Source organism: Agromyces sp. NPDC058064, from assembly GCF_042885275.1.
In the GTDB taxonomy this organism is placed as follows: domain Bacteria; phylum Actinomycetota; class Actinomycetes; order Actinomycetales; family Microbacteriaceae; genus Agromyces.
In genome coordinates this window covers 245,044-268,308 of sequence record NZ_JBHVSE010000003.1, presented here as the reverse complement: position 1 = coordinate 268,308, position 23,265 = coordinate 245,044, and the positions used below count along the sequence as shown (strand labels likewise).

The following is a 23,265-nucleotide window of genomic DNA, read 5'->3' as shown; positions in this document are numbered from 1 at the left end:
GCGGCGAATCGGCGAGATATTCGTGCCGTCGTTCGGCGGAGCGCTCTACGCTGAGGCCAGCACCACCCCGATGTGGTGCCGACATGCAGCACCGTCGCCGCAGCGGCTCAGCCGGCACCGCGATGACGGTGCTGCACGCTGAGGTCCGTGCACTCGACGCGGACGCTTCGACGAAGAAGGAGAGCCGCATGACGCGCATCGGTGTCGTCACCGAGCAGCCGCCCGAGACACGGGTCGCCGCCACGCCCGCGACGGTGAAGCAGTTGATCGCCCTGGGGTACGAGGTCGTGGTCGAGGCGGGGGCCGGGCATGCGTCGGCGTTCGCCGACGACGCGTACCGCGAGGCCGGCGCCGAGATCGTCGACGGCCCCGAGGCCCTCGCGAGCGGCCTGGTGCTGAAGGTGAACGCCCCGACCGAGGCCGAGATCGCGGGGCTCGCCCCCGGCGCGACGGTCGTGGGCCTGCTCGCCCCGGCGTTCAAGCCCGAACTGCTCGAGGCGCTCGCCGCGCGCGGCGTCACGGCCCTCGCGATGGACGCCGTGCCGCGGATCTCGCGCGCCCAGTCGATGGACGTGCTCAGCTCGATGACGAACATCGCGGGCTACCGCGCGGTCGTCGAAGCGGCCCACGCCTTCGGCCGCTTCTTCACCGGCCAGGTGACGGCGGCGGGCAAGGTGCCGCCGGCCAAGGTGCTCGTCGCGGGCGCCGGCGTCGCCGGCCTCGCCGCGATCGGCGCCGCGTCGAGCCTCGGCGCCATCGTGCGCGCGACCGACCCGCGCCCCGAGGTGGCCGACCAGGTGAAGTCGATCGGCGGCGAGTACCTCAAGGTCGAGGTGGAGGTCGAGCAGTCGACCGACGGCTACGCCAAGGCGACGAGCGAGGCGTACGACCGCCGCGCCGCCGAGATCTACTCGGAGCAGGCGGCCGACGTCGACATCATCATCACGACCGCCCTCATCCCGGGGCGCCCGGCGCCGAAGCTCATCACCGCGGCCGACGTCGCGAGCATGAAGTCGGGCAGCGTCATCGTCGACATGGCTGCGGGCATGGGCGGCAACGTCGAGGGCTCGGTCGCGGGCGAGAAGGTCGTCACCGAGAACGGCGTCACGATCCTCGGCTACACCGACCTCGCCTCGCGCCTGCCCACGCAGGCCTCGCAGCTCTACGGCACGAACGTCGTGAACCTCGTGAAGCTGCTCACGCCCGGCAAGGACGGCGAGCTCGTGCTCGACTTCGACGACATCGTGCAGCGCTCGGTGACGGTCGCCCGCGACGGCGCGGTCACCTGGCCGCCCCCGCCGGTACAGGTCTCCGCGGCACCCACGGCCGCGGCATCCGCCGCGAGCACCGCGCAGGATGCCGCGCCCGCCGCCGAACCGAAGCGGCCCATGTCGCCCGTGAGGAAGGTGGTGCTGGTCGCCGCCGGCATCGCGGTGCTCTTCGCCGTGAACGCGATCGCCCCGCCGCCGCTTCCGCAGCACTTCACGGTGCTCGTGCTCTCGGTGGTCGTCGGCTTCTACGTGATCGGCAAGGTGGCGCACGCGCTGCACACCCCGCTCATGAGCGTGACGAACGCGATCTCGGGCATCATCGTGGTCGGCGCGATGGTGCAGATCACGAGCGACGTGCTCGTCGTGCAGATCCTCGCCGGCGTGGCCGTCCTGCTCGCCAGCATCAACATCTTCGGCGGCTTCGCCGTGACCCGACGCATGCTCGCGATGTTCTCGGCGGGCAGGACTGGAGCCGACCGTGGCTGAGACCGCTTCCCTGCTGACCCCGGCGTCGATCGCCGGAGCCGCCTACATCGCCGCGGCCCTGCTGTTCATCATGAGCCTCGCGGGGCTCAGCCGGCACGACACCGCCAAGGCCGGTGTCAGCTACGGCATCGCCGGAATGGTGATCGCGCTCGTCGCCACCGTCTACGCCACCTTCGCCGGCGCCTGGGGCGAGCCGCACGTGACGACGGGGCTCGTGCTGCTCGTCGTCGCCGTCGTCGTCGGCGGCGCGATCGGCCTCTGGCGGGCCCGCGTCGTGGCCATGACCGGCATGCCCGAGCTCATCGCGCTGCTGCACAGCTTCGTCGGCCTCGCGGCCGTGCTCGTCGGCTGGAACGGCGCCCTGGAGGAAACCGGCATGACCGGTGCCCTCCTCGACATCCACCATGCCGAGGTCTTCATCGGCGTCTTCATCGGCGCCGTCACCTTCACGGGCTCGATCGTCGCGTTCCTGAAGCTCTCGGCGCGCATGAAGTCGGCACCGCTCATGCTGCCGGGCAAGAACGCGCTGAACCTCGGGGCGCTGGTCGCCTTCGTGGTGCTCACCGTCTGGTACGTGATCACCCCCGAGCTGTGGCTGCTCGTCGTCGTCACGCTGCTCGCGCTCGCGCTCGGCTGGCATCTCGTCGCCTCGATCGGCGGCGGCGACATGCCGGTCGTCATCTCGATGCTCAACAGCTATTCGGGCTGGGCGGCCGCGGCTGCGGGCTTCCTGCTCAACAACGACCTGCTCATCGTCACGGGTGCGCTCGTCGGCTCGTCGGGTGCGTACCTCTCGTACATCATGTGCAAGGCGATGAACCGATCGTTCATCTCGGTGATCGCGGGCGGTTTCGGCATCGCGGCGCCGTCGTCGAGCGGCGAGGTCGAGGGCGAGACCCGCGAGGTCGACGCCGAGGCCGTCGCGGCGCTGCTGACCGACGCGCAGACGGTCATCATCACCCCCGGCTACGGCATGGCGGTCGCGCAGGCGCAGTACCCGGTCGCCGAGCTGACGAGCCGGCTGCGCGAGCGCGGCGTGGAGGTGCGCTTCGGCATCCACCCCGTCGCCGGCCGCCTGCCGGGGCACATGAACGTGCTGCTCGCCGAGGCGAAGGTGCCGTACGACATCGTCGAGGAGATGGACGAGATCAACGACGACATCCAGGCGACCGACGTCGTCCTCGTCATCGGCGCGAACGACACGGTCAACCCGGCCGCCGCCGAGGACCCGGGCAGCCCCATCGCGGGCATGCCGGTGCTCCGCGTGTGGGAGGCGAAGAACGTCGTCGTCTTCAAGCGCTCGATGTCGGCCGGCTACGCCGGCGTGGCGAACCCGCTGTTCTACCGCGACAACGCGCAGATGCTGTTCGGCGACGCGAAGCAGCGCGTGGAGGACATCCTGCGGGCGCTGTGAGCCCACGGGCGGATGCCTCGTGCGCGACCCGCATGAGGCATCCGCTCAGTTCGCTCCCGCGTAGGATGGATCGGTAACCCCCTCCGATGTGAAAGAGGTCGCCGTGGCCACCGCCCGCGATGCATCCCCGGAGCGCCCGCAGTACTGGGTCGTCCCGGTCGTCCGCGGACTCCTCGCGGTCGTCCCCGCCGTGGTCATCACCTTCTCGCCGAACCACTCGCCCGAGCTCGGGCTGCTCGTGTTCGGCATCTGGGCGGTCCTCTCCGGACTCGTCGTCGGCGCGCTGTCGCTGCGTCTGCTGGTCGGGCGCGGCATCCGCTCGCTCTTCGCGATCAACGCCGTGGTCACCGTCGTGGCGGGCCTCCTCGCGCTCTCGGTGCCCGGCGGGCTGCCGTTCCTGCTCTATCTCGTGAGCGTGTGGGCGGCCGTCACCGGCTTCGTCGAGCTCTACGCGGGCCTCCGGTCGCGCGGCCGCACCGCGGCGGCGCGCGACTGGATCGCCGTCGGCGCGTTCACCGCGATCCTCGCGGTCGTGTTCCTGCTCCTCCCGCCCGACGCCGTCACCGCGGTCGGCCTCCTCGGCGGCTATCTCGTGATCCTCGGGGTGTTCCTCGTGATCGGCGGCCTCTCGCTCAAGTGGGCCGCGAACCAGACCGCCGACGGCACCGCCGCGGCAGGAGCGGAGCAGCAGTCGTGACCCAGTCCCCCGGTGAGTACAAGCCGAGCCGGAGCGACCGGCTGCGCCCCGCCGAGTACGTCGGCGGCGCCGCGATCGCCGCGATCTTCGTCGGCGTGATCGCGCTCGTCGCGACGCGCGACTGGACGATCGCCCTCATCGGCACCGGCGGTGTCTTCATCATCGTGCTCGTCGTGCTCGCGCTGCTGCAGATGGCGATCAAGCCCAACGCCGACGAGCGGGCCGAGCTCGGCGACGGCGATGCCGGTACGGCCGGCCCTGGCGAGCCGAAGGGGCCCGCGCACTAGACGGCGGCCGCGCCGGGGCGGGCGTCCGCCGTTCGCCTCCCGTGCGTTCGCGAGTCGTCGGAACAGGCTCTTGGCTCGCCGGCGGGTGGCGACGTGTCGCGCTGATGGTCCTGCAACTCGGCACGAGCAGGCGATGGCGGTCGGCGATGTCGACCCCCGAGCGCGAGGCGGGGACGAGCGCCGCTGCGCCCGTCCCGCCCCGATGGCCTAGAGCCGGTCGACGAGGTCGTCGGCGATGCCGACGTACGTGGCGGGCGTGAGCGCGAGCAGGCGCTGCTTCGCCTCGTCGCCGATCTCGAGCGACGACACGAACTCCGCCAGGTCCGACGCGCCGACGCGCTTGCCGCGCGTGAGCTCCTTCAGGAGGGCGTAGGGGTCGGCGATCGTCGAGCGCCCGGCGACGACCTCGGCGCGGATGACCGTCTGGATCGCCTCGCCGAGCACCTCCCAGTTGTGGTCGAGGTCGTCGAGCAGCAGGGCGCGGTCGAGGTCGATCTCGCCGAGCCCGCGCTGGATGTTGTCGAGCGCGAGCATCGAGTGGCCGAAGCCGACGCCGATGTTGCGCTGCGCCGACGAGTCGGTGAGGTCGCGCTGGAGGCGCGAGGTGACGAGCGTCGCGGCGAGCGAGTCGAGCAGGGCGCTCGAGAGCTCGAGGTTCGCCTCGGCGTTCTCGAAGCGGATCGGGTTGACCTTGTGCGGCATCGTCGACGAGCCCGTCGCGCCGGCGGCGGGGATCTGCCGGAAGTAGCCGAGCGAGATGTACGTCCAGATGTCGGTCGCGAGGTTGTGCAGCACGCGGTTCGCGTGCGACACCTTGCCGTAGAGCTCGGCCTGCCAGTCGTGCGACTCGATCTGCGTGGTGAGCGGGTTCCAGGTGAGGCCGAGCGACTCGACGAACTCGCGCGACACGTCGGGCCACGAGACCTCGGGTGCGGCGACGAGGTGCGCGGAGAAGGTGCCCGTCGCGCCCGAGAACTTGCCGAGGTACTCGGTCGCCTCGACCTGGTCGGCGATGCGGCCGAGCCGGTACACGAAGACCGCGAGCTCCTTGCCCATGGTCGAGGGGGTCGCGGGCTGGCCGTGCGTGCGGCTCAGCATCGCGGCATCCCGGTGCTCGACCGCGAGCGCCTGGAGCGTCGCGATCACGGCGCGGTACTTGGGCAGCCAGACCTGCTGCACGGCGTCGCGCACGGTCACCGCGTACGAGAGGTTGTTGATGTCCTCACTGGTGCAGGCGAAGTGGGTGAGCTCGGCGATCGCGTCGAGGCCGAGGTCGGAGAGGCGCCGGCGCACGTAGTACTCCACGGCCTTGACGTCGTGGCGGGTCGTCGCCTCGAGGGTCGCGAGCTCGTCGATGTCGGGCTGGCCGAAGTCGGCGACGACCTGGCGCAGTGCGGCCTTCTGGTGGTCGGTGAGCGGCGTCGATCCGAAGAACCCGCGGTCGGTCTGGGCGATGAGCCACTCGACCTCGACGTGCACGCGCGCCCGGTTGAGGCCCGCCTCGGAGAGGTGCTCGCCGAGTTCGCCGACCGCCGAACGGTACCGGCCGTCGAGGGGGCTGAGCGGCTGGGGAGGCAGCGAAGTCATCGGATTCCTTGTCTGAGAGCGGGTGCGAGTTGGCGGAAGAGCGCCGTGGTCGACCGTTCAATCATCTCAAGGACTCGATCGAACATTCCCGCATCCGAGTAATAGGGGTCGGGGACGTCCTGCAGCGGGGCGAGCTCGGGCTCGAACTCGAGCAGCAGGCGCACCTTGTGCTGCTCGGCGCCGCCGGCCGCCCAGTTGCGCAGGATGCGCGCCTGCCCACGGTCGAAGGCGACCACGAGGTCGAGGTCGGGGAAGTCGCCCGCGTCGAACTGCCGGGCGCGGTGGTGCGTGCCGTCGTAGCCCGCCCGCGCGAGCGCTTCGACCGTGCGCTGGTCGGCCGGCTCGCCGACGTGCCAGTCGCCGGTCGCGGCGGACTCGATCGCGATGGCGCCGCCGAGCCCCGCCTGCTCGGCGAGGGAGCGCAGCACGACCTCCGCCATCGGCGACCGGCAGATGTTGCCGGTGCACACGAACGAGACTCGGAACGGCTGCGCGGCGTCCCCCGACGGTTCCGCTCGCGTCATGGCATCCATTGTGGAGGAGAATGCCACTTTCAGGAATGGGTGAGGTGACGAGATGGCGGATGCCCCTGCGCCCGAGCTGCACGTCGACGCAGCGCTCGTGGCGCGGCTGATCGAGACCCAGCACCCCGACCTCGCCGGCCCCGTCGAGTTCGTCGCGAACGGGTGGGACAACGCGATGTACCGCCTGGAGGCCCCGGAGGCCGTGTTCGGCGTGCGCCTGCCTCGCCGGCGGATCGCGATTCCGCTCATCGAGCACGAGCTGCGCTGGCTGCCGGCGCTGGCCGGGCGGCTGCCCGTTCCGGTGCCGGCGCCCGTGCGTGCTGGGCGCCCGGCGCCCGAGCTCGGCTACGACGCCCCGTGGAGCGTCGTGCGGTGGTTCGACGGCGTGCACGCGGCCGACCGCTCCCCCGCCGATCGCGTCGAGCTCGCACCGGCCCTCGCCGCCTTCGTCGACGCCCTGCACGTCCCGGCGCCGGCCGGCGCGCCGCACAACCCGTACCGCGGGGTCCCGCTCGCCGAGCGCGACGCGTCCATGCGCGAGCGCTTCGGCCGCGGGAGGCTCGAGGCAGTGCTCGGCGGCCGGGTCGTCGAGCGCCTCCGCGAGATCTGGGCGGACGCGCTCGCCGCTCCGCCCTGGGCGGGCGCACCGCGCTGGCTGCACGGCGACCTGCACCCGGGCAACCTCGTGCTCGGGGCATCCGGACGCCTCGCCGCCGTGATCGACTTCGGCGACCTGACGGCGGGCGACCCCGCGACCGACCTCGCGACGGCCTGGCTGAGCTTCGACGCCGCGGGCCGGGCCGAGTTCGTGCGCGAGCTCGAACGGCGACGCCCCGTCGATGCCGCGAGCTGGCGCCGCGCCCGCGGGTGGGCGGTCGTCTGGGGCAGCGCCGTCGTCGATGTGCTCGACGCTTCGGGCGACGGGCCGATCGCCCGGCTGGGCCGGTCGGCGATCGAGCAGGTGCTCGCCGACTGACGCCCGCGCATCGAGCACTCCTCCCCAGCCGGCGCGGGGGCCGGTCTGCGCACGGCTGCGCCTCGCACCGGCGTCGATCGTCGTCGCGGTCGGCAGTCTGGCCCCCATGGATGCCTCAGACGCCCTGATCGCGGCCCTCACGGGCCGCACCATCACCGCCGAGCGGATCGAGACGGCCACCGCCGTCCGCGGGCGCCTCGGCGGCCTGCGCACCGACCTCGGGCAGGCCGCGGCGATGCTGCCGCCCGACGGCGGGCGATGGCGGTCGACGGCGGCCGATCGCTACGCCGAGCGGCTGCACGAGCTGCGGGCGCGCGTGCTCGGTGCGGTGGAGGGACTCGACGCGGCGGCGGCCGAGCTCGATGAACGCATCCGACGCATGCACGCCGAGCTCGCCGTGTTCGAGCAGGCCGAGCGCGATGCCGAGACGCGGGCGCGCGCCGACCGGGAGGCCGCGCTCGCCGAGGAGGCACGGCTCGCGCGTCGTGCTGAGGAGCGCTCGTGAGCGACGCCATCACGATCTCGGGCGGCACCTCGACGGCCGTCGCGACCGACGAGCTCTTCGCCGACGCGACCCGGCTCGGCGGGGCGGCGACCGCGATCTCGGCCGCGCGGGGCCTGGCCCGGGCCCTCGGCGCCGAGCTCGAGGCGATCGGCGCCGACGTCGGCAGCGGTTGGGCCGAGCCCCGTCCGGCCGCGCTCGTGCACGGGCTCGAGGCGGAGCTGAGCCGCTGCGAGGCCGACGGCGAGACGCTTCGTGCGGCGCTCATCGCGAGCGCCGAGCGATACGGGTGCGCCGAGCGCGCCGTCGACCGGCTCTGGCAGCTCGGCGGCGGCCTCGTCGCGCACCTGCTCGGGGCCGCGCTCGTCACACCGGTCGGCCTGGTCTTCGCCGGCGGGGTCGCCGCGGCGGCGGGCGTGAACGCCGTTGCCGCGAACGCCTGGGGCAGCACGCCGCTGAACGACTGGCTCGCCGCGAACCGCGGGCTGCTCTCCGACCCGATGCTCGTGCGCGCGGTCCGCGCCGCGGTCGACTCGGCCGACGAGTTCGCGCTCGGCGCTGCGCACGTGCCCGGCGGCAACGCGGCGGCGGCGGCGTTCGGCGGTCTCGTGAACGCGCCCGAGAGCGCCTCGATCCTGCTCGGCGTCGCGGCGCTCGTCGGGACGAGGGCGCTCGTCGACGGCCCGGTCTCGGTGCGCCGGGCCGAGGGCGCCGATCGCGCCGGCGACGGCCGGGCGCCCGCGGGGCACCCGAGCGCCGGGCCCGAGCGCGGTGTGCGGGCGCCGGGCGGCTTCGCCGACCTCGCCTCCCGCATCCCCGGTGGCGAGGGGCCGCAGATCAGGATCGAACGCTACGGCAGCCCCGGCGACCCGCGCTGGGTCGTGTACGTCAGCGGTACCGTCGACCCCACGTTCGTCGCGGGTGCGCAGCCCTTCGACATGGTCTCGAACGTCCACGGCGTCGCCGATGACGCGCCGCTCGACGCGCTGCGGCTGGCCGGTGCCGAGTCCGGCGCGGGCGAGCGAGCCGTGCGCGAGGCGATGCGCGCCGCAGGGATGGCGCCCGGAGACCCGGTCTACTTCGCCGGGCACTCGGGCGGCGGCATCATCGTGCACGAGCTCGTGAAGGACCCGGCGATCAACGCGGTCGGCGGGGTGAACCTCGGCGGGCCCGGCGACTCCGCGCCGACGCGGGCGGGTGCGCCCGTGCTCGACGTCGCCCACGACGAGGACCTCGTTCCCGCCGTCGGCGGCATCGGCCACCCGTCGGCCGAGCGCACGACCGTCACCCGCAGCGTGCTGGGCGACGGGCACCGCTACGAGGGCGTGCTGCCGGCGCACTCGCTCGAGAGCTACCGCGACACCGCCGCGCTCATCGACGCCTCGGAGGCGGCGGAGCTCGTCGAGCTCCGCGAGCTGCTCGCCTTCACCGGCGGCGGCACCGGTGCGGTCAGCGAGTGGATCGCCGAACGCGACCTGGCCGGGTCGCCCGAGCCGTCGACCGCGTCGGCGGTGCCGACCGTGCCGGCCGGCGATGCGTCGCTCAGTCGCTCGACGGACGGACGACGAGGCCGATGAGCCAGCTGATGAGCCCGAGCACCAGTGCGCCCAGCACGCCCCACCAGAAGCTCTCGACGACGAGGCCGAAGCCCATGAGCCCGCTGATCCAGTCGACGAGCAGCAGGAGCAGGCCGTTCACGATGAACGAGATGAGGCCGAGCGTGATGACGTAGATCGGGAACGCGACGACCCTGATGAAGGTGCCGACGATGGCGTTCACGAGTCCGAAGATGAAGGCGACGAGCAGATAGGTGAGCACCGTCGCGACCTCGGTGTCGTCGTAGGGCACCACCCTGACACCCGAGACGATGAACGTCGTCAGCCACAGTGCGAGGGCGACGACGATGACCTTCACGATGAACCGCATGCTCCCACTCTGTCAGATGGGCGCACGGGGGCGAAGGGGTACGGTGGATCGCGTGAACGCACCGGAACCGCAGGGACCAGGCGTCCGCCTGCGCCCCGAGATCGCCGCACTCCCGCCGTACCGCCAGGGCCGCCCGGCCCCCGCAGACGGGTTCAAGCTCTCGAGCAACGAGAACCCGTTCGACCCGCTGCCCTCCGTCGTCGCGGCGGTCGCCGACGCGGCATCGACGATCAATCGCTACCCCGACGCCACGGCGCTCGCGCTGCGCGAGTCGCTCGCCCGGCGCTACGGGGTCACGGCCGACGAGGTCCTCGTCGGCGCCGGCTCGGTGGCGCTGCTCGCCGCGCTCATCCAGGCGGCCGCCGCGCCCGGCGACGAGGTCGTCTACTCGTGGCGGTCCTTCGAGGCGTACCCGGGCCTCGTCACCGTTTCGGGCGCGACGAGCGTGCAGGTGCCGAACCGCGACGACCACGGGCACGACCTCGACGCGATGGCCGCGGCGATCACCGACCGCACCCGCGTGGTGATCGTCTGCTCGCCGAACAACCCGACCGGCGTCATCGTCACGGCGGCCGAGTTCGAGGCGTTCATGGCGAAGGTCCCCGCCGACCTGCTCGTGCTCCTCGACGAGGCGTACATCGAGTTCGTCCGCGACGGGGCATCCGTCGACGGAGCCACCCTGCTCGGGCGCTACCCGAACCTCGTCATCCTCCGCACCTTCTCGAAGGCCTACGGCCTGGCGGGTCTCCGGGTCGGGTACGCGATCGGGCCCGTGCCGATCCTCGATGCCGCCCGGGCGACCATCACCCCGCTCAGCGTGACCGCCGCCTCGACCGCGGCGGCCCTCGCCTCGCTCGAGCCCGCCGCCGAGGCGGAGCTGCTCCAGCGCGTCGGGGTCATCGCCGAGCGCCGCGATCGCGTGCGCGAGGGGCTCCTCGCCCAGGGCTGGCCCGTCCCGGTGACGCAGAGCAACTTCGTCTGGCTTCCGGCGGGCGACGCGACGGCCGAGGTCGCCGAGCGTCTCTTCGATGCCGGTCTCGTCACCCGGGCGTTCCCGCCCGCGGGCATCCGCGTGTCGATCGGCGAGGAGGAGTCTGTCGATACCCTCCTCCGGATTCTCGGTGAGCTTGTACCGGCTTCACAAGAAGGGCGTCCCGAGTAGCGGGTAGCGTGGAACGGTGGCAGCCCGCGAGAGAGACTTCACCGCGCCGACGGTTCAGCTCCTGACCCCTGAGGGCGAGTTGCGCCCGAGCCCCGAGGCCGAGGCCTACCTGCCGCTCGTCGAGGCGCTCGACGACGCGACACTGCAGCGCTTCTACCGCGACATGACGGTCTCGCGACGCCTCGACGTCGCGGGTGCGAACCTGCAGCGGCAGGGTCAGCTGGCGCTGTGGGTGCCGAGCTCCGGCCAGGAGGCGGCCCAGGTCGGGTCGGCCCATGCGGCCCGCCCGCAGGACCACCTGTTCCCCTCGTACCGCGAGCACATCGTCGGCATGATCCGCGGCCTCGACCCCGTGCGCATCCTCGCGCTGCTGCGCGGCATCACGCAGGGCGGCTGGAACCCCGAGGAGAACGGCAACTTCCACCTCTACACGCTCGTGCTCGCCTCGCAGACGCTGCACGCCACGGGCTACGCGATGGGGCTCCAGTTCGACGGCGCGACCGCGACGGGCGACCCCGAGACCGATGCGGCCGTGCTCGTCTACTACGGCGACGGCTCGACCTCGCAGGGCGACGCCAACGAGGCGCTCGTCTTCGCCTCGAGCTACGAGACGCCGCAGGTCTTCTTCATCCAGAACAACCAGTGGGCGATCTCGGTGCCGGTGTCGCGGCAGTCGCGCAGCCCGCTCTCGCTGCGCGGCGGCGGCTTCGGCATGCCGGGCGTGCGCATCGACGGCAACGACGTGCTCGCGAGCTACGCGGTCACCCGCCAGTCGCTCGAAGAGGCCCGTGCCGGCCAGGGTCCCAGCCTCATCGAGGCCCTCACGTACCGCATGGGCGCGCACACGACCGCCGACGACCCCACGAAGTACCGCACCGACGACGAGGTGGCGTACTGGGCCGAGCGCGATCCGATCGCCCGCTACCGCACCTGGCTCGAGGGCCGGGGCGCCTCGGCCGCGTTCTTCGACGAGGTCGACCAGGAGGCATCCGACGTCGCCGCCGACGTGCGCCGCCGCGCGCTCGAGCTGACGGGGCCGACCCGCGCCGCGATCTTCGAGCACGTCTACAGCGAGCCGCACCCGCTCATGGTCGAACAGCACGCCTGGCTCGACGAGTTCGAGAACTCGTTCGACGGAGACGCGGCATGACCGGCCGCATCGACGAGGAGGTTCGCGTGACCGACGCACCCGAGGCATCCGCCGCTGCGACCGCAGCCGCACCGGCTTCCGCAGCCGCCCACGACGAGGCCGCCGGCGCCATGCGCGGCGTGCAGACCCTGTCGATGGCGAAGGCGATCACCGCGGGCCTCCGCGACGCGATGCGCGCCGACGAGAAGGTGCTGCTGATGGGCGAGGACATCGGGCCGCTCGGCGGCGTGTTCCGCGTCACCGAGGGCCTCTCGGCCGAGTTCGGCGAGAAGCGGGTGCTCGACACCCCGCTCGCCGAGTCCGGCATCGTCGGCACGGCGATCGGCCTCGCGATGCGCGGCTACCGGCCGGTGTGCGAGATCCAGTTCGACGGCTTCATCTTCCCGGCGTTCGACCAGATCACGACCCAGCTCGCGCGGCAGACGCTGCGGCACGAGGGCCGGGTCGCGATGCCGATCGTCATCCGCGTGCCGTACGGCGGGCACATCGGCTCGATCGAGCACCACCAGGAGAGCCCCGAGGCGTACTTCGCGCACACCCCCGGCCTGCGCGTGGTGAGCCCGTCGAACCCGCACGACGCGTACTGGATGATCCGCGAGGCGATCGAGTCGCGCGACCCCGTGCTGTTCTTCGAGCCGAAGAGCCGCTACTGGCCGAAGGGGCCCGTCGACCTCGACCACGCGGGCCTGCCGCTGCACGCGAGCCGCGTGGTGCGCCAGGGCACGGACGTCACGGTCGTCGGCCACGGGGCGATGGTCTCGACGCTGCTCCAGGCCGCCGACGTCGCCGCCGAGGAGGGCACGAGCATCGAGGTCGTCGACCTGCGCTCCCTCTCCCCCATCGACTACGGCCCGCTGCTCGAGTCGGTGCACCGCACCGGGCGGCTCGTCGTCGCCCAGGAGGCGTACGGCAACGTGTCGGTCGGCTCCGAGATCGCGGCGACGGTCGCCGAGCGCGCGTTCTACTCGCTCGAGGCCCCCGTGCTGCGGGTCTCGGGCTTCGACACCCCGTTCCCGCCCGCCTCGCTCGAGACCGAGTACCTGCCGAGCCCTGACCGGGTGCTCGAAGCCGTGGACCGCGCGCTGGCCTACTGACACGACACGATTCAGACATGTCGCCGACGGCATGACTCGACTGCGAGGGTAAGACAGATGAGCGAGATCCGATTCCCCCTTCCCGATGTCGGCGAGGGCCTCACCGAGGCCGAGATCGTGCAGTGGCGCGTCGCGCCCGGCGATCGCATCGCGCTCGACCAGGTCTTCGTCGAGATCGAGACCGCCAAGTCGCTCGTCGAGCTGCCGAGCGCGTTCGAGGGCGTCGTCTCCGAGCTCCTCGTCGAGGAGGGCAGGACGGTCGACGTCGGCACGCCCATCCTCGTGATCCAGACGGATGCCGCGGGCGCGGCGCCGACCGCACGACCGAGCGGGGACGGGGCGGGCGCCGCTGCGCCGGCCGTCGGCCCGGGCGGTGCCGCCGCAGCCGCCTCCGCCCCGGCCACGCCCGCGGCTCCCGACGCTCCCGCCGAGGAGCGCGGCGGCGCGGTGCTCGTCGGCCACGGCTCGTCGGGACCGGTCGCCACGCGTCGTCGTCGCCACCCCTCGCCGGGCGGTGCGCACGAGAAGCTCGCGGCGCCGCCCGCTCCCCCCGTCGTGACTCCCCCGGCTCCTGCCCCGTCGCCGGCTCCGGCCGAGCGCGGCGGTGCACCCGCGGCCGCCGCCGCGACCGCCTCAGCCGCTTCCGTGCGGGGCGACTCGCGCGTGCCCGTCATCGCGAAGCCGCCGATCCGCAAGCTCGCGAAGGACCTCGGCGTGGACCTCTCGCGGGTGGCGCCGACGGGGCCGATCGGCGACATCACGCGCGACGACGTGATCCGCGAGGCGAGCCAGGCGAGCGTGTTCCGCAACATCCAGACGCCCGAGGCGCCGGCCGATCGCGAGACCCGCATCCCCGTGAAGGGCGTGCGCAAGGCGATCGCGAACGCCATGGTGCAGAGCGCATACTCGGCACCGCACGTGTCGGTGTTCGTCGACGTCGACGCCACCCGCACGATGGAGTACCTGAAGCGGCTCAAGGCCTCGCCCGACTATGCGGGCATCAAGATCTCGCCGCTGCTCATCATGGCGAAGGCGATGCTCTGGGCCGTGCGGCGCAACCCCACGGTCAACGCGCAGTGGACCGACGAGGAGATCATCGTCAAGCACTACGTGAACCTCGGCATCGCGGCGGCCACGCCTCGCGGCCTCATCGTCCCGAACGTGAAGAACGCCCAGGACATGTCGATGGTCGAGCTCGCGACCGCGCTCGAGCAGCTGACGCTCACCGCCCGCGAGGGCAAGACGCAGCCCGCCGAGATGCAGGGCGGCACCATCACGATCACGAACATCGGCGTGTTCGGCATGGACACGGGCACCCCGATCCTCAACCCGGGCGAGGTCGGCATCGTAGCGCTCGGCACGATCAAGCAGAAGCCGTGGGTCGTCGACGGCGAGGTGCGCCCGCGCTTCGTCACGACGATCGGCGGCTCCTTCGACCACCGCGTCGTCGACGGCGACGTCGTCTCGCGCTTCGTCGCCGACGTCGCCTCGATCATCGAGGAGCCGGCGCTGCTGCTCGAGTAGGAGCCGCGGCCGGTCGGCCGCTAGAGGCGGTACTCGGTCGTGATCGTGTCGGGGGTGCGGCTCGACTCGACGAAGCCGACGCGCTCGAGCGTGCGGCGCGCGGGGAGGTTCGCGACCTCGGCCGAGGCGCGCACGATGCGGGCGAGCCCGGTCGACCGAGCGAGCTCGACGGCGGCCAGGACGGTGTGGAAGGCGAGCCCCTGCCCGCGCACGGCGGGCACGAGGCCGAAGTCGAACTCGACCGCCCCGTCGGCGTCGGGCGGGCCGAAGAGGTTCACTCCCCCGATGGCCGGGCCGTCTTCGCCGCGGCGCACCAGGTAGGGCCCGAAGGGCATCGGGTCGCCGTTCTGGCGGACCGCACGCACGTACTCGGAGAGGAGTTCGGGCTCGTCGGTGAAGGCGTACGCCCCCTCCCACCCGTCGTGCGGATCGACCGCGCCGGAGAGCACGCGCTCGGCGTCGGCGACGGTGAATCGGTGCAGCGTGATCGGGGCCGTCGTCGTATCCACGTACTTCACTCTCGCACGCGCCGCCGACAGGCGCCAAGTGCTGTGCACCGGATGACCTGGAATGCGGGATGAACTCTTCGGATCGCGCCGAGTCGGGCGGCGCGGTACGGCTGGCAGCAGGCGGGCGTCAGTCCGCCGCGGGAACGGCCTCGGCCGGTGTGCCCGGAGCGACGGGGGCGGGGTTCTCGGGCCAGGCCTTCGCACGCTTGCGCAGGGCGAGGAACGCGACGACGGCGGCTGCGAGGATCGTCGCGGCGGCGGCGATGCTGCCCTCGGTGCCGAAGGATCCACCGGTGAGCCACTCCGGCGCCGCGTCGGCAGGGGCGATGTTGACGATCGTCTCGGTCTTGTTCGGCAGGCCGCTGACCTGGATGCCGTAGAGGTAGCCCATCGCCCAGTTCCAGCCGGCGTGGAGGCCCATGATGCCCCACAGCGAGTTGTTGCGCAGCACGATCAGCGATGCGAACACCGCGTACGCGAAGATCGTGATGAACGGCAACGGCTTGGACAGCACCTGGTGCACCACCGTGAACACGAACGCCGGCAGCAGCACTGCCAGCCAGGCCGGGACCTTATTGATCTGGTTCTGCAGCAGGAAGCCGCGGAACAGGATCTCCTCGCCGCCGCCCTGAACGACCACCAGCGTCAGCATCGCAAGCACCATCGGCAGTGCTGAGAAGCCGCTCGTCGTTCCCGCCGGGGTGTCGACGACGACGTAGGCGCCGGTGAACAGCAGCGCGAGCACCGGAACGGAGACCAGCCCGATCCCCGCCGCGATGCCGACGAGCAGGTTCACGATCCCGCGCCCGGGCCGGTGCAGTCCCAGCGTGGCCAGCGACCGCCGCTCGAACAGCACGACCCACAGCACGATCACCAGGATCGCGATGACGTCGCCGATCGCCTCTTGGACCTGCGCCATCGGCGATCCCGCCGGGACGGGGAAGGCGATGGCCAGCGCGGAGATCGCGCCGATCTGGACGACGAGCAGGACGGCGAGGGCGATCAGGTACGCGAGCCACCCCCGCGTCACCCGCCTGCCTGTCAAACCCTCCTGGGCGAACGGTGACTGGCGGATCGACATGCGGACCTCACAGGGTTCGGCGAGCAGAGCTTCGAACACGCGCCACTCTACGGGCACCCGTCAACGACCTTCCCGACGTCGCCCGGAAGGTCGGATGAACCCTTCGGGTCGCGTCGGGCGGGCCGCCGGCACGACGCGCGCCGCTGATGGTTTTGACAATCATTATCAATAAGCGTAGGTTCGAGACATGGACACGCGCACCCCGATCGCCGCACGCCGCCGCCTCGCCCTGCTGGGGCCGGGCGCCCTCGCCACGGCCGGGGTCGTCGCGCTCGCGGGGTGCGCGAGCCCCGCGGCATCCACGAGCGCCGCCGGCCCGCAGATCGTCGCGACCACGACCCAGGTGGGCGACTTCACCCGCGAACTGCTCGGCGACGACGCCGAGCTCACGCAGCTCCTCTCCCCCGGCCAGAGCGCCCACGGCTTCGACCCGTCGGCGGCGCAGCTGCTGGCCCTGACGAACGCCGACGCGCTCGTCGTCAACGGCGGCGGGCTCGAGAGCTGGCTCGACGACGCGATCGAGGCCTCCGGGTTCGACGGGGTGCTCATCGACGCGAGCACGGGCATCGAGCTCTTCGGCACCGACGACCACGCGCACGACCACGACGACGACGCGGATGACTCGACGCACGACCACGACGACGAGGCGAGCGATGACGCGACAGACGATGCGCATGCCGACGACGACCACGAGGGCCACGACCACGGCGCCGGCAACCCCCACATCTGGACCGATCCCGAGCTCGCCGAGGACATGGTCGAGAACATCGCCGACGGGCTCGCGACGGTCGAGGGGATCGACGCCGCGAGCGTCGAGTCGAACGAGGCGGCCTATCTCGCGAAGCTCGAAGCGCTCGACACGTGGATCGAGGAGAACGTCGAGCAGGTGCCGGCGACCGAGCGGCTGCTCGTGACCAACCACGACGCCTTCACCTACTTCGTCGACGCCTACGACGTGACCTTCGTGGGCAGCATCATCCCGAGCTTCGACGACAACGCCGAGCCGAGTGCGGCCGAGATCGACGACCTCGTCGCGAAGATCGAGTCGACGGGCGTCGCGGCGGTGTTCTCCGAGGCATCCCTCTCGCCGAAGGCGGCCGAGACGATCGCCGCGGAATCGGGGGTCGCGGTCTACTCGGGGCCCGATGCGCTCTACGGCGACTCGCTGGGCGCCGCGGGCACCGACGGCGAGACGTACCTCGGCAGCCAGATCCACAACGCACGGCTGATCCTCGAATCGTGGGGCGTCGCGCCTACCGCGCTCCCCTCCGCCCTGCAAGGATGACTCGCATGAGCGACTCCCCCGTACTCCGCCTGTCAGGTGCGGCCTTCATGCACCCCGGCGGTTCGGGCGTCTCCGAGCTCGAGCTCGAGATCGCCCGTGGCGAGGCGGTCGCGCTCATCGGGCCGAACGGCGCGGGCAAGTCGACGCTGCTCAAGGGCGTGCTGGGCCTCGTGCCGCGCACGGCCGGCGTCATCGAAGTCGGCGGCGTGCCGCTCGGCGCCGGTCGAGCATCGCATGCCGCCAGTGGAATGATCGGGTTCCTGCCCCAGTCGGCCGACCTCGACCCCGACTTCCCGATCAGCCTCGAGCAGGTCGTCATGCAGGGCAGGTACCGGGGGCTCGGGCTGTTCCGCTGGCCGGGCCGCGGCGATCGCGCCGCCGTCGCGCGCGCCCTCGAGACCGTCGGCCTCGCCGATCTCGCGAAGCGCCCCTTCGGCGAGCTCTCCGGGGGCCAGCGCCAGCGAGGGCTGCTCGCACGGGCCCTCGCGTCGGATCCCGCGCTCCTGCTGCTCGACGAGCCGTTCAACGGCCTCGACCAGCCCAACCGAGACGCCCTCGTCGACACCCTGCGCGAGCTGAAGGCCCGCGGCGTCGCGGTGCTCGTCTCGACCCACGACCTCGACCTCGCGCGACGGGTCTGCGACAGCGTCGTGCTGGTCAACGGCACCCAGCTGGCGTTCGGCCCCGTCGACGAGGTGCTCACCCTGGGCAACGTGCAGGAGTGCTTCGAGGGCGTGGAGGTCGAGATCGACGAGCACACCCTCGTCGTGCCCGGCCACGAGGGCCACTGAATGCCGATGAGCGTATATAGCCTCGAGGGGTTGCAGGGGAGGGGCGGGGCATGTCGCTGACCGACGCGCTCTTCACCGCGTTCTCGATTCCGTTCATGGCCCGCGCGCTCGTCGTGATGCTCGTGCTCGCCGTCGTCGCCGGGGTGGTGGGCGTGCTCGTGAACCTGCGCGGGCTCGAGTTCATCAGCGACGGGCTCACGCACGCCGTGTTCCCCGGGCTGGCGATCGGCCTCGCGGTCGGGGGCACGAGCGGACTCCTGCCCGGGGCGGCGATCGCCGCGCTCGGCGGCGCGCTCGCACTGACCTGGCTCGACCGGGCGGGCATCACCTCGGACGCCGCGATCGCGATCGTGCTCACCGCGACCTTCAGCGTCGGCGTCATCGTCGTCTCGAAGAGCGACGACTACGCGGGGGAGCTCGAGGCGCTGCTCTTCGGCCGGGTGCTGACGATTCCGCCCGAACAGGTGCTTCCGCTCGTGGCGGTCAGCCTCGTCGCCCTGCTCGCGGTCGTCGTGACGCTGAAGCAGCAGCTGTTCCGCGCCTTCGACGCGCGCGGCAGCCGGGCCGCCGGTGATTCGGTGCTCATGCTCGACCTCGTGCTGAACGCGGCGATCGCGCTCGTCGTGGTCGCGGCGGCGGCGACCGTGGGCACGCTGCTCGTGCTGGCGCTGCTGATCGTGCCGGGCGCCGTCGCGCGCCTGACCACCGCGCGGCTGTGGTGGCTGTTCCCCGTCGCGGCGCTCTTCGCCGCGGTCGGGGCCTGGCTCGGGCTCGCCACCGGGTTCGCGGTGTCGGTCGGAGCCGGCATCGACCTGCCGGCCGGGGCGACCGTCGTCGGCGTCTTCGTCGTCGGGTACGCGCTGGCGCTCGCCGTGTTCGGCCTGCGGCAGTGGGTGCGGGGGAGCGCGTCGGCCGCCGCCCGGACGGGCGACGGCCCGCCGAGCCGACCTCGATCGGCTGCGCCGGTGGGGGAGGGGCGCTGATGGGCTACTTCGAACGCGCACTGCTCGCGGTCATCGTGATCGGCGTGGGCGCCGGGTTCGTCGGCGCGCTCGTCGTGCTGCGCAAGCGCACCTTCTTCGCGCAGGCGCTCACGCACGGCACGTACCCCGGAGCCGTGGCCGCCGCCGCGCTCGGCGTCAGCGTGCCGGCGGGCGCCGCGGTCGCCTCCGTCGTGCTGGTCGTGATCATGGCGGGCATCGCCCGTGTGCGCAGGCAGGGCGCGCAGGTCGCGGCGGGCATCGTGCTCACCGGCGGCTTCGCGGCGGGTGCGCTGCTGCAGGCGCTCATCCCGGGCCTGCCCGTGCGGGCCGAGAGTCTCCTGGTCGGCTCGATCCTGACCGTCAGCGACGGAGACATTCTCCTCGCGGCATGCGTTGCCGTCGTCGCGATGGCGCTCGTCGCGCTCTTCGGCAAGGAGATCGCGCTCTCGACCTTCGACCCCGCGGGATTCCGTGCCATGGGCTACCGGGAGTGGCCGGTCGAATTCCTCGTGCTCGCGCTCACCGCCGCGTCGGTGGTGAGTTCGCTCCCCGCGGTGGGCGCCATTCTCGCGATCGCGCTGATCGCCGCACCGGCCGCCGCCGCGAGGCTCGTGGTCGGCTCGTTCCGCGGCGTCCTCCTCGTCGCGCCGCTCATCGGTGCGGCGTCGGGCGTGCTCGGGGTGCTCGCCTCCCGCTCCTTCGCGGTGGCCGCCGGGCCCTCGATCGCGCTGGCCGCGACGGCCTTCTTCCTGCTGGCTCTGGGACTCTCCAAGCTTCGGGGACTAGCGTGGAGGCGGACCGACATCCCCGTCGAGACCGCGGAAGGCGCACGGATCGCATGAAACGCAACACCTGGCAGCGAGAGGCCGTCCGCGAGGCGCTCGACTCGACCGAGGGCTTCATCAGCGCCCAGGCGCTGCACACCGCACTGCACGCCAGCGGCTCGCCGATCGGGCTCGCGACCGTGTACCGCGCGCTCGGCGACCTCGCGACGAGCGGAGAGGCCGATTCACTGCAGTCGCCCGAGGGCGAGTCGCTCTACCGGGCCTGCTCGACGACCGGTCACCACCACCACCTGATCTGCCGCAACTGCGGTCTGACCGTCGAGATCGCCGCCGACGAGGTCGAGGCATGGGCCAAGGGCGTGGCGGCCGAGCACGGCTTCACGCAGGCGGCGCACGTGGTCGACGTCTTCGGCCTCTGCGCGAACTGCACCGAGCTCGCCGAGGGCGAGCGCGCGGCGTCCGATTCGCAGAAATAGAATTCCCTGATCAGAGGCGAATAATCTCGCTCGATTTGGGTTCGCCTCCGAATCATCGATAGCGTGAACGACGGTCCTGCAAGACCGATCGCCCAGTCCGCGGTCTGATATTCCCGAACGGGAATCATCGGAGCGTATGGTTCGGCGGTGAGGCATCCGGCCCCGATGGCCGGACGCGACGACGCCCTGTTTCGCCCGACGACCGCACCACGCGCCGGGCTTGAGCGCAGGGCGTCCGATTCACCGCCAACCCGGCCGTGACCCACGAGTTCGGCGCATTCCGAACCGACCGCGCAACCCTTCACCTGCGCGGTGTTCGGCGCGCCCTCAGGGAGCCCGATCCATGCCAGACAACCCGAACACCGGCTCGCAGCTGCCGGAGACGACCGCCCTCGAGGTGCGTCACCTCACCAAGTTCTTCGGACGGAGGCCGCGCGAGGCCCTCGAACGCCTGAAGCAGGGCGCCGGCCGCGACGAGGTCGCGACGCTCGGCACCGCCGCCGTCATCGACGCCGACTTCGAGGTGCGCCGGGGCGAGATCTTCGTCGTCATGGGCCTCTCCGGCTCGGGCAAGTCGACCCTGATCCGCATGCTCAACGGGCTCGTCGAGCCCACCGACGGCACCGTCACGGTGATGGGTGAGCAGATCACGGATGTCGCGCCGAAGCGCCTGCGCGCCGTGCGCCGCCGCCGCGTCTCCATGGTCTTCCAGCACTTCGCGCTGCTGCCGCACAGGACGGTCCGCGAGAACGCCGCGTACGGCCTCGAGATCCAGGGCGTCCCGCCGGCGGAACGCCGGGCGCGCGCCGACCGGATCCTCGACCGGGTCGGCCTCGGGGGATGGGGCGACAAGATGCCCGCAGAGCTCTCTGGCGGCATGCAGCAGCGCGTGGGCCTCGCCAGGGCCCTGGCCTCCGACACCGACATCCTGCTCATGGACGAGGCCTTCTCGGCGCTCGACCCGCTCATCCGACGCGAGATGCAGGAGCAGCTCGTCGAACTCCAGCAGGAGCTCGGCAAGACGATCGTCTTCATCACGCACGACCTCAACGAGGCGATGTTCCTCGGCGACCGCATCGCCGTCATGCGCGACGGCCGCATCGTGCAGCTCGGCACCGCCGAGGAGATCCTGACCGACCCGGCCGACGACTACGTCGCCCAGTTCGTGCAGGACGTCGACCGCGCGCGGGTGCTGACCGCGGGCAACGTGATGGAGGCGCCGCGCGCCGTCGTCACCGCGTCGGCCGGTCCCCGTGCCGCGCTGCGGACGATGCGCGACCTGCAGACGTCCATGGTCTTCGTCGTCGGCAACGGGCGCCGGCTCCTCGGCGTCGCCCACGACCGCGACGTGCTGCGCCTCGTGCAGCGGGGGGAGCGCGACCTGGCGGGCGTCATCAGCGACGACCACCCCGTCGTCGGCGTCGACGAGCACCTCTCCGAGCTCTTCGGAAGCGCCGTCGAGAGCCAGCTGCCGCTCGCCGTGGTCGACGGCCAGGGCCGGCTGCTCGGTGCCGTGCCGCGGGTCACCCTGCTCGCGGCACTCGGCAACGTGCCGACCGACACCGCCGAGCAGGCGATCATCGCGACCCCGGCGACGATCCCGGTCGACGTCATCACCGCGACGCTGCACCGCACGGCAGCGGCCGAGGCCGCCACGGCCGACGCCGCACCCGCGGCCGACGCCCTCCCGTCGACCGACCACCGACCTGCGGCTGCCGCGGGGGAGAGGAGCCCGGCGTGAACGACTACCGCCTGCCCCTCGGCGACCTCGCCGAGACCGTGATCGATCTCGTGACCGACGTGCTCGGCGGCTTCTTCGCCGTCGTCCGCACGATCTTCGCGGGCCTCTACGACGCCGTCGACCTGCTGCTCTCGGCGCCGCCCTTCGCCGCGGTCATCGTGGTGTTCGCCGCGCTCGCCTTCCTCCTCCGGGGCTGGAAGCTCGCCGTCGGAACCATCCTCGGCCTCCTCGTCATCGTCGGCGTCGGGCAGTGGGAGAACGCGATGGACACGCTCGCGCTGGTCCTCGTCGCGAGTGCGATCGCCATCGCGATCGCCGTCCCGATCGGCATCCTCGCCGCCCGCTCCGACACGGCGTCGAAGATCATCCGCCCGATCCTCGACTTCATGCAGACGATGCCCGCCTTCGTGTACCTGATCCCGGCGCTCATCCTGTTCCGGGTCGGCGTCGTGCCCGGCATCGTCGCCACGATCGTCTTCGCCATGGCGCCCGGCGTCCGGCTCACCGAGCTCGGCATCCGCGGCGTCGACAAGGAGGTCGTCGAGGCCGGACACGCCTTCGGCTCCTCGCCGTGGCGCATCCTCCGCCAGATCCAGCTGCCGCTCGCGATGCCGAGCATCATGGCCGGGGTCAACCAGGTCATCATGCTCTCGCTCTCGATGGTCGTCATCGCGGGCATGGTGGGCGCCGGCGGGCTCGGCGGCGAGGTGGTGCAGTCGCTCACCAGGATCGACGTCGGCCTCGGCTTCGAGGCCGGGCTCTCCGTCGTGATCCTCGCGATCATCCTCGATCGGCTCACCGGAGCGCTGGGCGGCCTGCGCGGCCGCGGTGCGAAGCGCGCGAAGCGCTCGTCGGGCTCGGAGGCCTCGGACACCGCGCCGAAGCCCGCCGCGCCCGTGCCCGCCGCGGGCGAGGCGCGCCCCGTGGCATCCGCCGCCCCCTGAACCGCTCGGACCGAGCACCAGAATCGCCGCGCGGACTCGCGCGGCGCTCCCCAACACCCGTGCCACAGCA

23 protein-coding genes are annotated in these 23,265 nt (G+C 72.2%); 18 read left to right on the top strand and 5 right to left on the bottom strand.

Going from position 1 to position 23,265, the window contains the following annotated elements; translation table 11 throughout:
* Positions 1-188 precede the first annotated feature (188 nt).
* The 4 genes from ACFVSL_RS12975 (at position 189) to ACFVSL_RS12960 (ending at position 4,155) form a co-directional block, all read left to right on the top strand.
* Positions 189-1,757 (top strand): Re/Si-specific NAD(P)(+) transhydrogenase subunit alpha, encoded by a 1,569-nt coding sequence (locus ACFVSL_RS12975; protein ID WP_386941390.1) that lies wholly within the window; start codon positions 189-191, stop codon positions 1,755-1,757.
* Entirely contained in the window at positions 1,750-3,171 is a 1,422-nt protein-coding gene (pntB, locus tag ACFVSL_RS12970) for a Re/Si-specific NAD(P)(+) transhydrogenase subunit beta (RefSeq protein WP_386941389.1), read from the top strand. Before ACFVSL_RS12975 ends, pntB begins: the two co-directional genes overlap by 8 nt.
* A 103-nt stretch (positions 3,172-3,274) precedes the next feature.
* Positions 3,275-3,868, top strand: a complete 594-nt coding sequence (locus tag ACFVSL_RS12965) for an HdeD family acid-resistance protein (RefSeq protein ID WP_386941388.1) — start codon at positions 3,275-3,277, stop codon at positions 3,866-3,868.
* Positions 3,865-4,155 carry a hypothetical protein gene (locus tag ACFVSL_RS12960; protein WP_386941387.1) on the top strand — a complete coding sequence of 97 codons (291 nt, stop codon included), beginning with the start codon at positions 3,865-3,867 and terminating at the stop codon, positions 4,153-4,155. Before ACFVSL_RS12965 ends, ACFVSL_RS12960 begins: the two co-directional genes overlap by 4 nt.
* A 207-nt stretch (positions 4,156-4,362) precedes the next feature.
* Here ACFVSL_RS12960 and purB read toward each other — a convergent pair whose 3' ends face one another.
* Both purB and ACFVSL_RS12950 read right to left on the bottom strand, forming a co-directional pair.
* A complete protein-coding gene (purB, locus tag ACFVSL_RS12955; protein ID WP_386941386.1) occupies positions 4,363-5,742 on the bottom strand; it encodes an adenylosuccinate lyase in 1,380 nt (459 codons plus the stop codon).
* Entirely contained in the window at positions 5,739-6,266 is a 528-nt protein-coding gene (locus ACFVSL_RS12950; protein WP_386941385.1) for a low molecular weight protein-tyrosine-phosphatase, read from the bottom strand. Before ACFVSL_RS12950 ends, purB begins: the two co-directional genes overlap by 4 nt.
* A 52-nt stretch (positions 6,267-6,318) precedes the next feature.
* On the opposite strand from ACFVSL_RS12950, the gene ACFVSL_RS12945 reads away from it, so the two are divergent.
* From ACFVSL_RS12945 to ACFVSL_RS12935, 3 genes are all read left to right on the top strand, one after another.
* Entirely contained in the window at positions 6,319-7,242 is a 924-nt protein-coding gene (locus ACFVSL_RS12945; protein WP_386941384.1) for an aminoglycoside phosphotransferase family protein, read from the top strand.
* Positions 7,243-7,348: 106 nt separating this feature from the next.
* Positions 7,349-7,747, top strand: a complete 399-nt coding sequence (locus ACFVSL_RS12940; RefSeq protein ID WP_386941383.1) for a hypothetical protein — start codon at positions 7,349-7,351, stop codon at positions 7,745-7,747.
* Positions 7,744-9,321, top strand: coding sequence for a hypothetical protein (locus tag ACFVSL_RS12935; protein ID WP_386941382.1), 1,578 nt, complete (start codon positions 7,744-7,746; stop codon positions 9,319-9,321). Before ACFVSL_RS12940 ends, ACFVSL_RS12935 begins: the two co-directional genes overlap by 4 nt.
* Here ACFVSL_RS12935 and ACFVSL_RS12930 read toward each other — a convergent pair.
* A complete protein-coding gene (locus ACFVSL_RS12930) occupies positions 9,287-9,670 on the bottom strand; it encodes a phage holin family protein (RefSeq protein WP_386941381.1) in 384 nt (127 codons plus the stop codon). The two genes, ACFVSL_RS12935 and ACFVSL_RS12930, sit on opposite strands and share 35 nt — an antisense overlap.
* A gap of 16 nt (positions 9,671-9,686) precedes the next feature.
* Here ACFVSL_RS12930 and ACFVSL_RS12925 point away from each other — a divergent pair, with 16 nt between their 5' ends.
* The 4 genes from ACFVSL_RS12925 (at position 9,687) to ACFVSL_RS12910 (ending at position 14,600) form a co-directional block, all read left to right on the top strand.
* Positions 9,687-10,832 carry a histidinol-phosphate transaminase gene (locus ACFVSL_RS12925; RefSeq protein WP_386941538.1) on the top strand — a complete coding sequence of 382 codons (1,146 nt, stop codon included), beginning with the start codon at positions 9,687-9,689 and terminating at the stop codon, positions 10,830-10,832.
* Positions 10,833-10,848: 16 nt separating this feature from the next.
* Complete coding sequence (locus ACFVSL_RS12920; RefSeq protein ID WP_386941380.1) at positions 10,849-11,982, top strand: thiamine pyrophosphate-dependent dehydrogenase E1 component subunit alpha; 1,134 nt, start codon at positions 10,849-10,851, stop codon at positions 11,980-11,982.
* Between the two features lie 110 nt (positions 11,983-12,092).
* Positions 12,093-13,076, top strand: coding sequence for an alpha-ketoacid dehydrogenase subunit beta (locus ACFVSL_RS12915; protein WP_386941537.1), 984 nt, complete (start codon positions 12,093-12,095; stop codon positions 13,074-13,076).
* Positions 13,077-13,133: 57 nt separating this feature from the next.
* A complete protein-coding gene (locus ACFVSL_RS12910) occupies positions 13,134-14,600 on the top strand; it encodes a dihydrolipoamide acetyltransferase family protein (RefSeq protein WP_386941379.1) in 1,467 nt (488 codons plus the stop codon).
* A gap of 20 nt (positions 14,601-14,620) precedes the next feature.
* On the opposite strand, the gene ACFVSL_RS12905 is transcribed toward ACFVSL_RS12910, so the two are convergent.
* Positions 14,621-15,109 (bottom strand): GNAT family N-acetyltransferase, encoded by a 489-nt coding sequence (locus ACFVSL_RS12905; RefSeq protein WP_386941378.1) that lies wholly within the window; start codon positions 15,107-15,109, stop codon positions 14,621-14,623.
* A gap of 127 nt (positions 15,110-15,236) precedes the next feature.
* The gene (locus tag ACFVSL_RS12900; RefSeq protein ID WP_386941377.1) at positions 15,237-16,229 is read right to left on the bottom strand and encodes a CPBP family intramembrane glutamic endopeptidase; all 993 of its coding nucleotides are present in this window, start codon (positions 16,227-16,229) and stop codon (positions 15,237-15,239) included.
* Between the two features lie 148 nt (positions 16,230-16,377).
* On the opposite strand from ACFVSL_RS12900, the gene ACFVSL_RS12895 reads away from it, so the two are divergent.
* From ACFVSL_RS12895 to ACFVSL_RS12865, 7 genes are all read left to right on the top strand, one after another.
* Positions 16,378-17,475 (top strand): metal ABC transporter substrate-binding protein, encoded by a 1,098-nt coding sequence (locus tag ACFVSL_RS12895; protein ID WP_386941376.1) that lies wholly within the window; start codon positions 16,378-16,380, stop codon positions 17,473-17,475.
* 5 nt (positions 17,476-17,480) lie between these two features.
* A complete protein-coding gene (locus ACFVSL_RS12890) occupies positions 17,481-18,266 on the top strand; it encodes a metal ABC transporter ATP-binding protein (protein ID WP_386941375.1) in 786 nt (261 codons plus the stop codon).
* Between the two features lie 50 nt (positions 18,267-18,316).
* On the top strand, positions 18,317-19,249 hold the full coding sequence (locus tag ACFVSL_RS12885; protein ID WP_386941374.1) for a metal ABC transporter permease: 933 nt from the start codon (positions 18,317-18,319) through the stop codon (positions 19,247-19,249).
* Positions 19,249-20,091 (top strand): metal ABC transporter permease, encoded by an 843-nt coding sequence (locus tag ACFVSL_RS12880; protein ID WP_386941373.1) that lies wholly within the window; start codon positions 19,249-19,251, stop codon positions 20,089-20,091. The genes ACFVSL_RS12885 and ACFVSL_RS12880 overlap by 1 nt, the downstream gene beginning before the upstream one ends.
* Positions 20,088-20,510: a Fur family transcriptional regulator gene (locus ACFVSL_RS12875; RefSeq protein ID WP_386941372.1), complete on the top strand. Its 423-nt coding sequence runs from the start codon at positions 20,088-20,090 to the stop codon at positions 20,508-20,510. Before ACFVSL_RS12880 ends, ACFVSL_RS12875 begins: the two co-directional genes overlap by 4 nt.
* A gap of 343 nt (positions 20,511-20,853) precedes the next feature.
* Positions 20,854-22,251, top strand: coding sequence for a glycine betaine/L-proline ABC transporter ATP-binding protein (locus ACFVSL_RS12870; protein WP_386941371.1), 1,398 nt, complete (start codon positions 20,854-20,856; stop codon positions 22,249-22,251).
* Positions 22,248-23,195: an ABC transporter permease gene (locus ACFVSL_RS12865; protein ID WP_386941370.1), complete on the top strand. Its 948-nt coding sequence runs from the start codon at positions 22,248-22,250 to the stop codon at positions 23,193-23,195. Before ACFVSL_RS12870 ends, ACFVSL_RS12865 begins: the two co-directional genes overlap by 4 nt.
* Positions 23,196-23,265: the final 70 nt, after the last annotated feature.

Excerpts from the sequence above, each read along its gene's own strand:
- ACFVSL_RS12975 (WP_386941390.1), top strand. The coding sequence starts at position 189 with ATGACGCGCATCGGTGTCGTCACCGAGCAGCCGCCCGAGACACGGGTC.
- purB (WP_386941386.1), bottom strand. The coding sequence starts at position 5,742 with ATGACTTCGCTGCCTCCCCAGCCGCTCAGCCCCCTCGACGGCCGGTAC.
- ACFVSL_RS12950 (WP_386941385.1), bottom strand. The coding sequence starts at position 6,266 with ATGACGCGAGCGGAACCGTCGGGGGACGCCGCGCAGCCGTTCCGAGTC.
- ACFVSL_RS12945 (WP_386941384.1), top strand. The coding sequence starts at position 6,319 with ATGGCGGATGCCCCTGCGCCCGAGCTGCACGTCGACGCAGCGCTCGTG.
- ACFVSL_RS12940 (WP_386941383.1), top strand. The coding sequence starts at position 7,349 with ATGGATGCCTCAGACGCCCTGATCGCGGCCCTCACGGGCCGCACCATC.
- ACFVSL_RS12930 (WP_386941381.1), bottom strand. The coding sequence starts at position 9,670 with ATGCGGTTCATCGTGAAGGTCATCGTCGTCGCCCTCGCACTGTGGCTG.
- ACFVSL_RS12925 (WP_386941538.1), top strand. The coding sequence starts at position 9,687 with ATGGGCGCACGGGGGCGAAGGGGTACGGTGGATCGCGTGAACGCACCG.
- ACFVSL_RS12915 (WP_386941537.1), top strand. The coding sequence starts at position 12,093 with ATGCGCGGCGTGCAGACCCTGTCGATGGCGAAGGCGATCACCGCGGGC.
- ACFVSL_RS12910 (WP_386941379.1), top strand. The coding sequence starts at position 13,134 with ATGAGCGAGATCCGATTCCCCCTTCCCGATGTCGGCGAGGGCCTCACC.
- ACFVSL_RS12895 (WP_386941376.1), top strand. The coding sequence starts at position 16,378 with ATGGACACGCGCACCCCGATCGCCGCACGCCGCCGCCTCGCCCTGCTG.
- ACFVSL_RS12890 (WP_386941375.1), top strand. The coding sequence starts at position 17,481 with ATGAGCGACTCCCCCGTACTCCGCCTGTCAGGTGCGGCCTTCATGCAC.
- ACFVSL_RS12885 (WP_386941374.1), top strand. The coding sequence starts at position 18,317 with ATGTCGCTGACCGACGCGCTCTTCACCGCGTTCTCGATTCCGTTCATG.
- ACFVSL_RS12880 (WP_386941373.1), top strand. The coding sequence starts at position 19,249 with ATGGGCTACTTCGAACGCGCACTGCTCGCGGTCATCGTGATCGGCGTG.
- ACFVSL_RS12875 (WP_386941372.1), top strand. The coding sequence starts at position 20,088 with ATGAAACGCAACACCTGGCAGCGAGAGGCCGTCCGCGAGGCGCTCGAC.
- ACFVSL_RS12870 (WP_386941371.1), top strand. The coding sequence starts at position 20,854 with ATGCCAGACAACCCGAACACCGGCTCGCAGCTGCCGGAGACGACCGCC.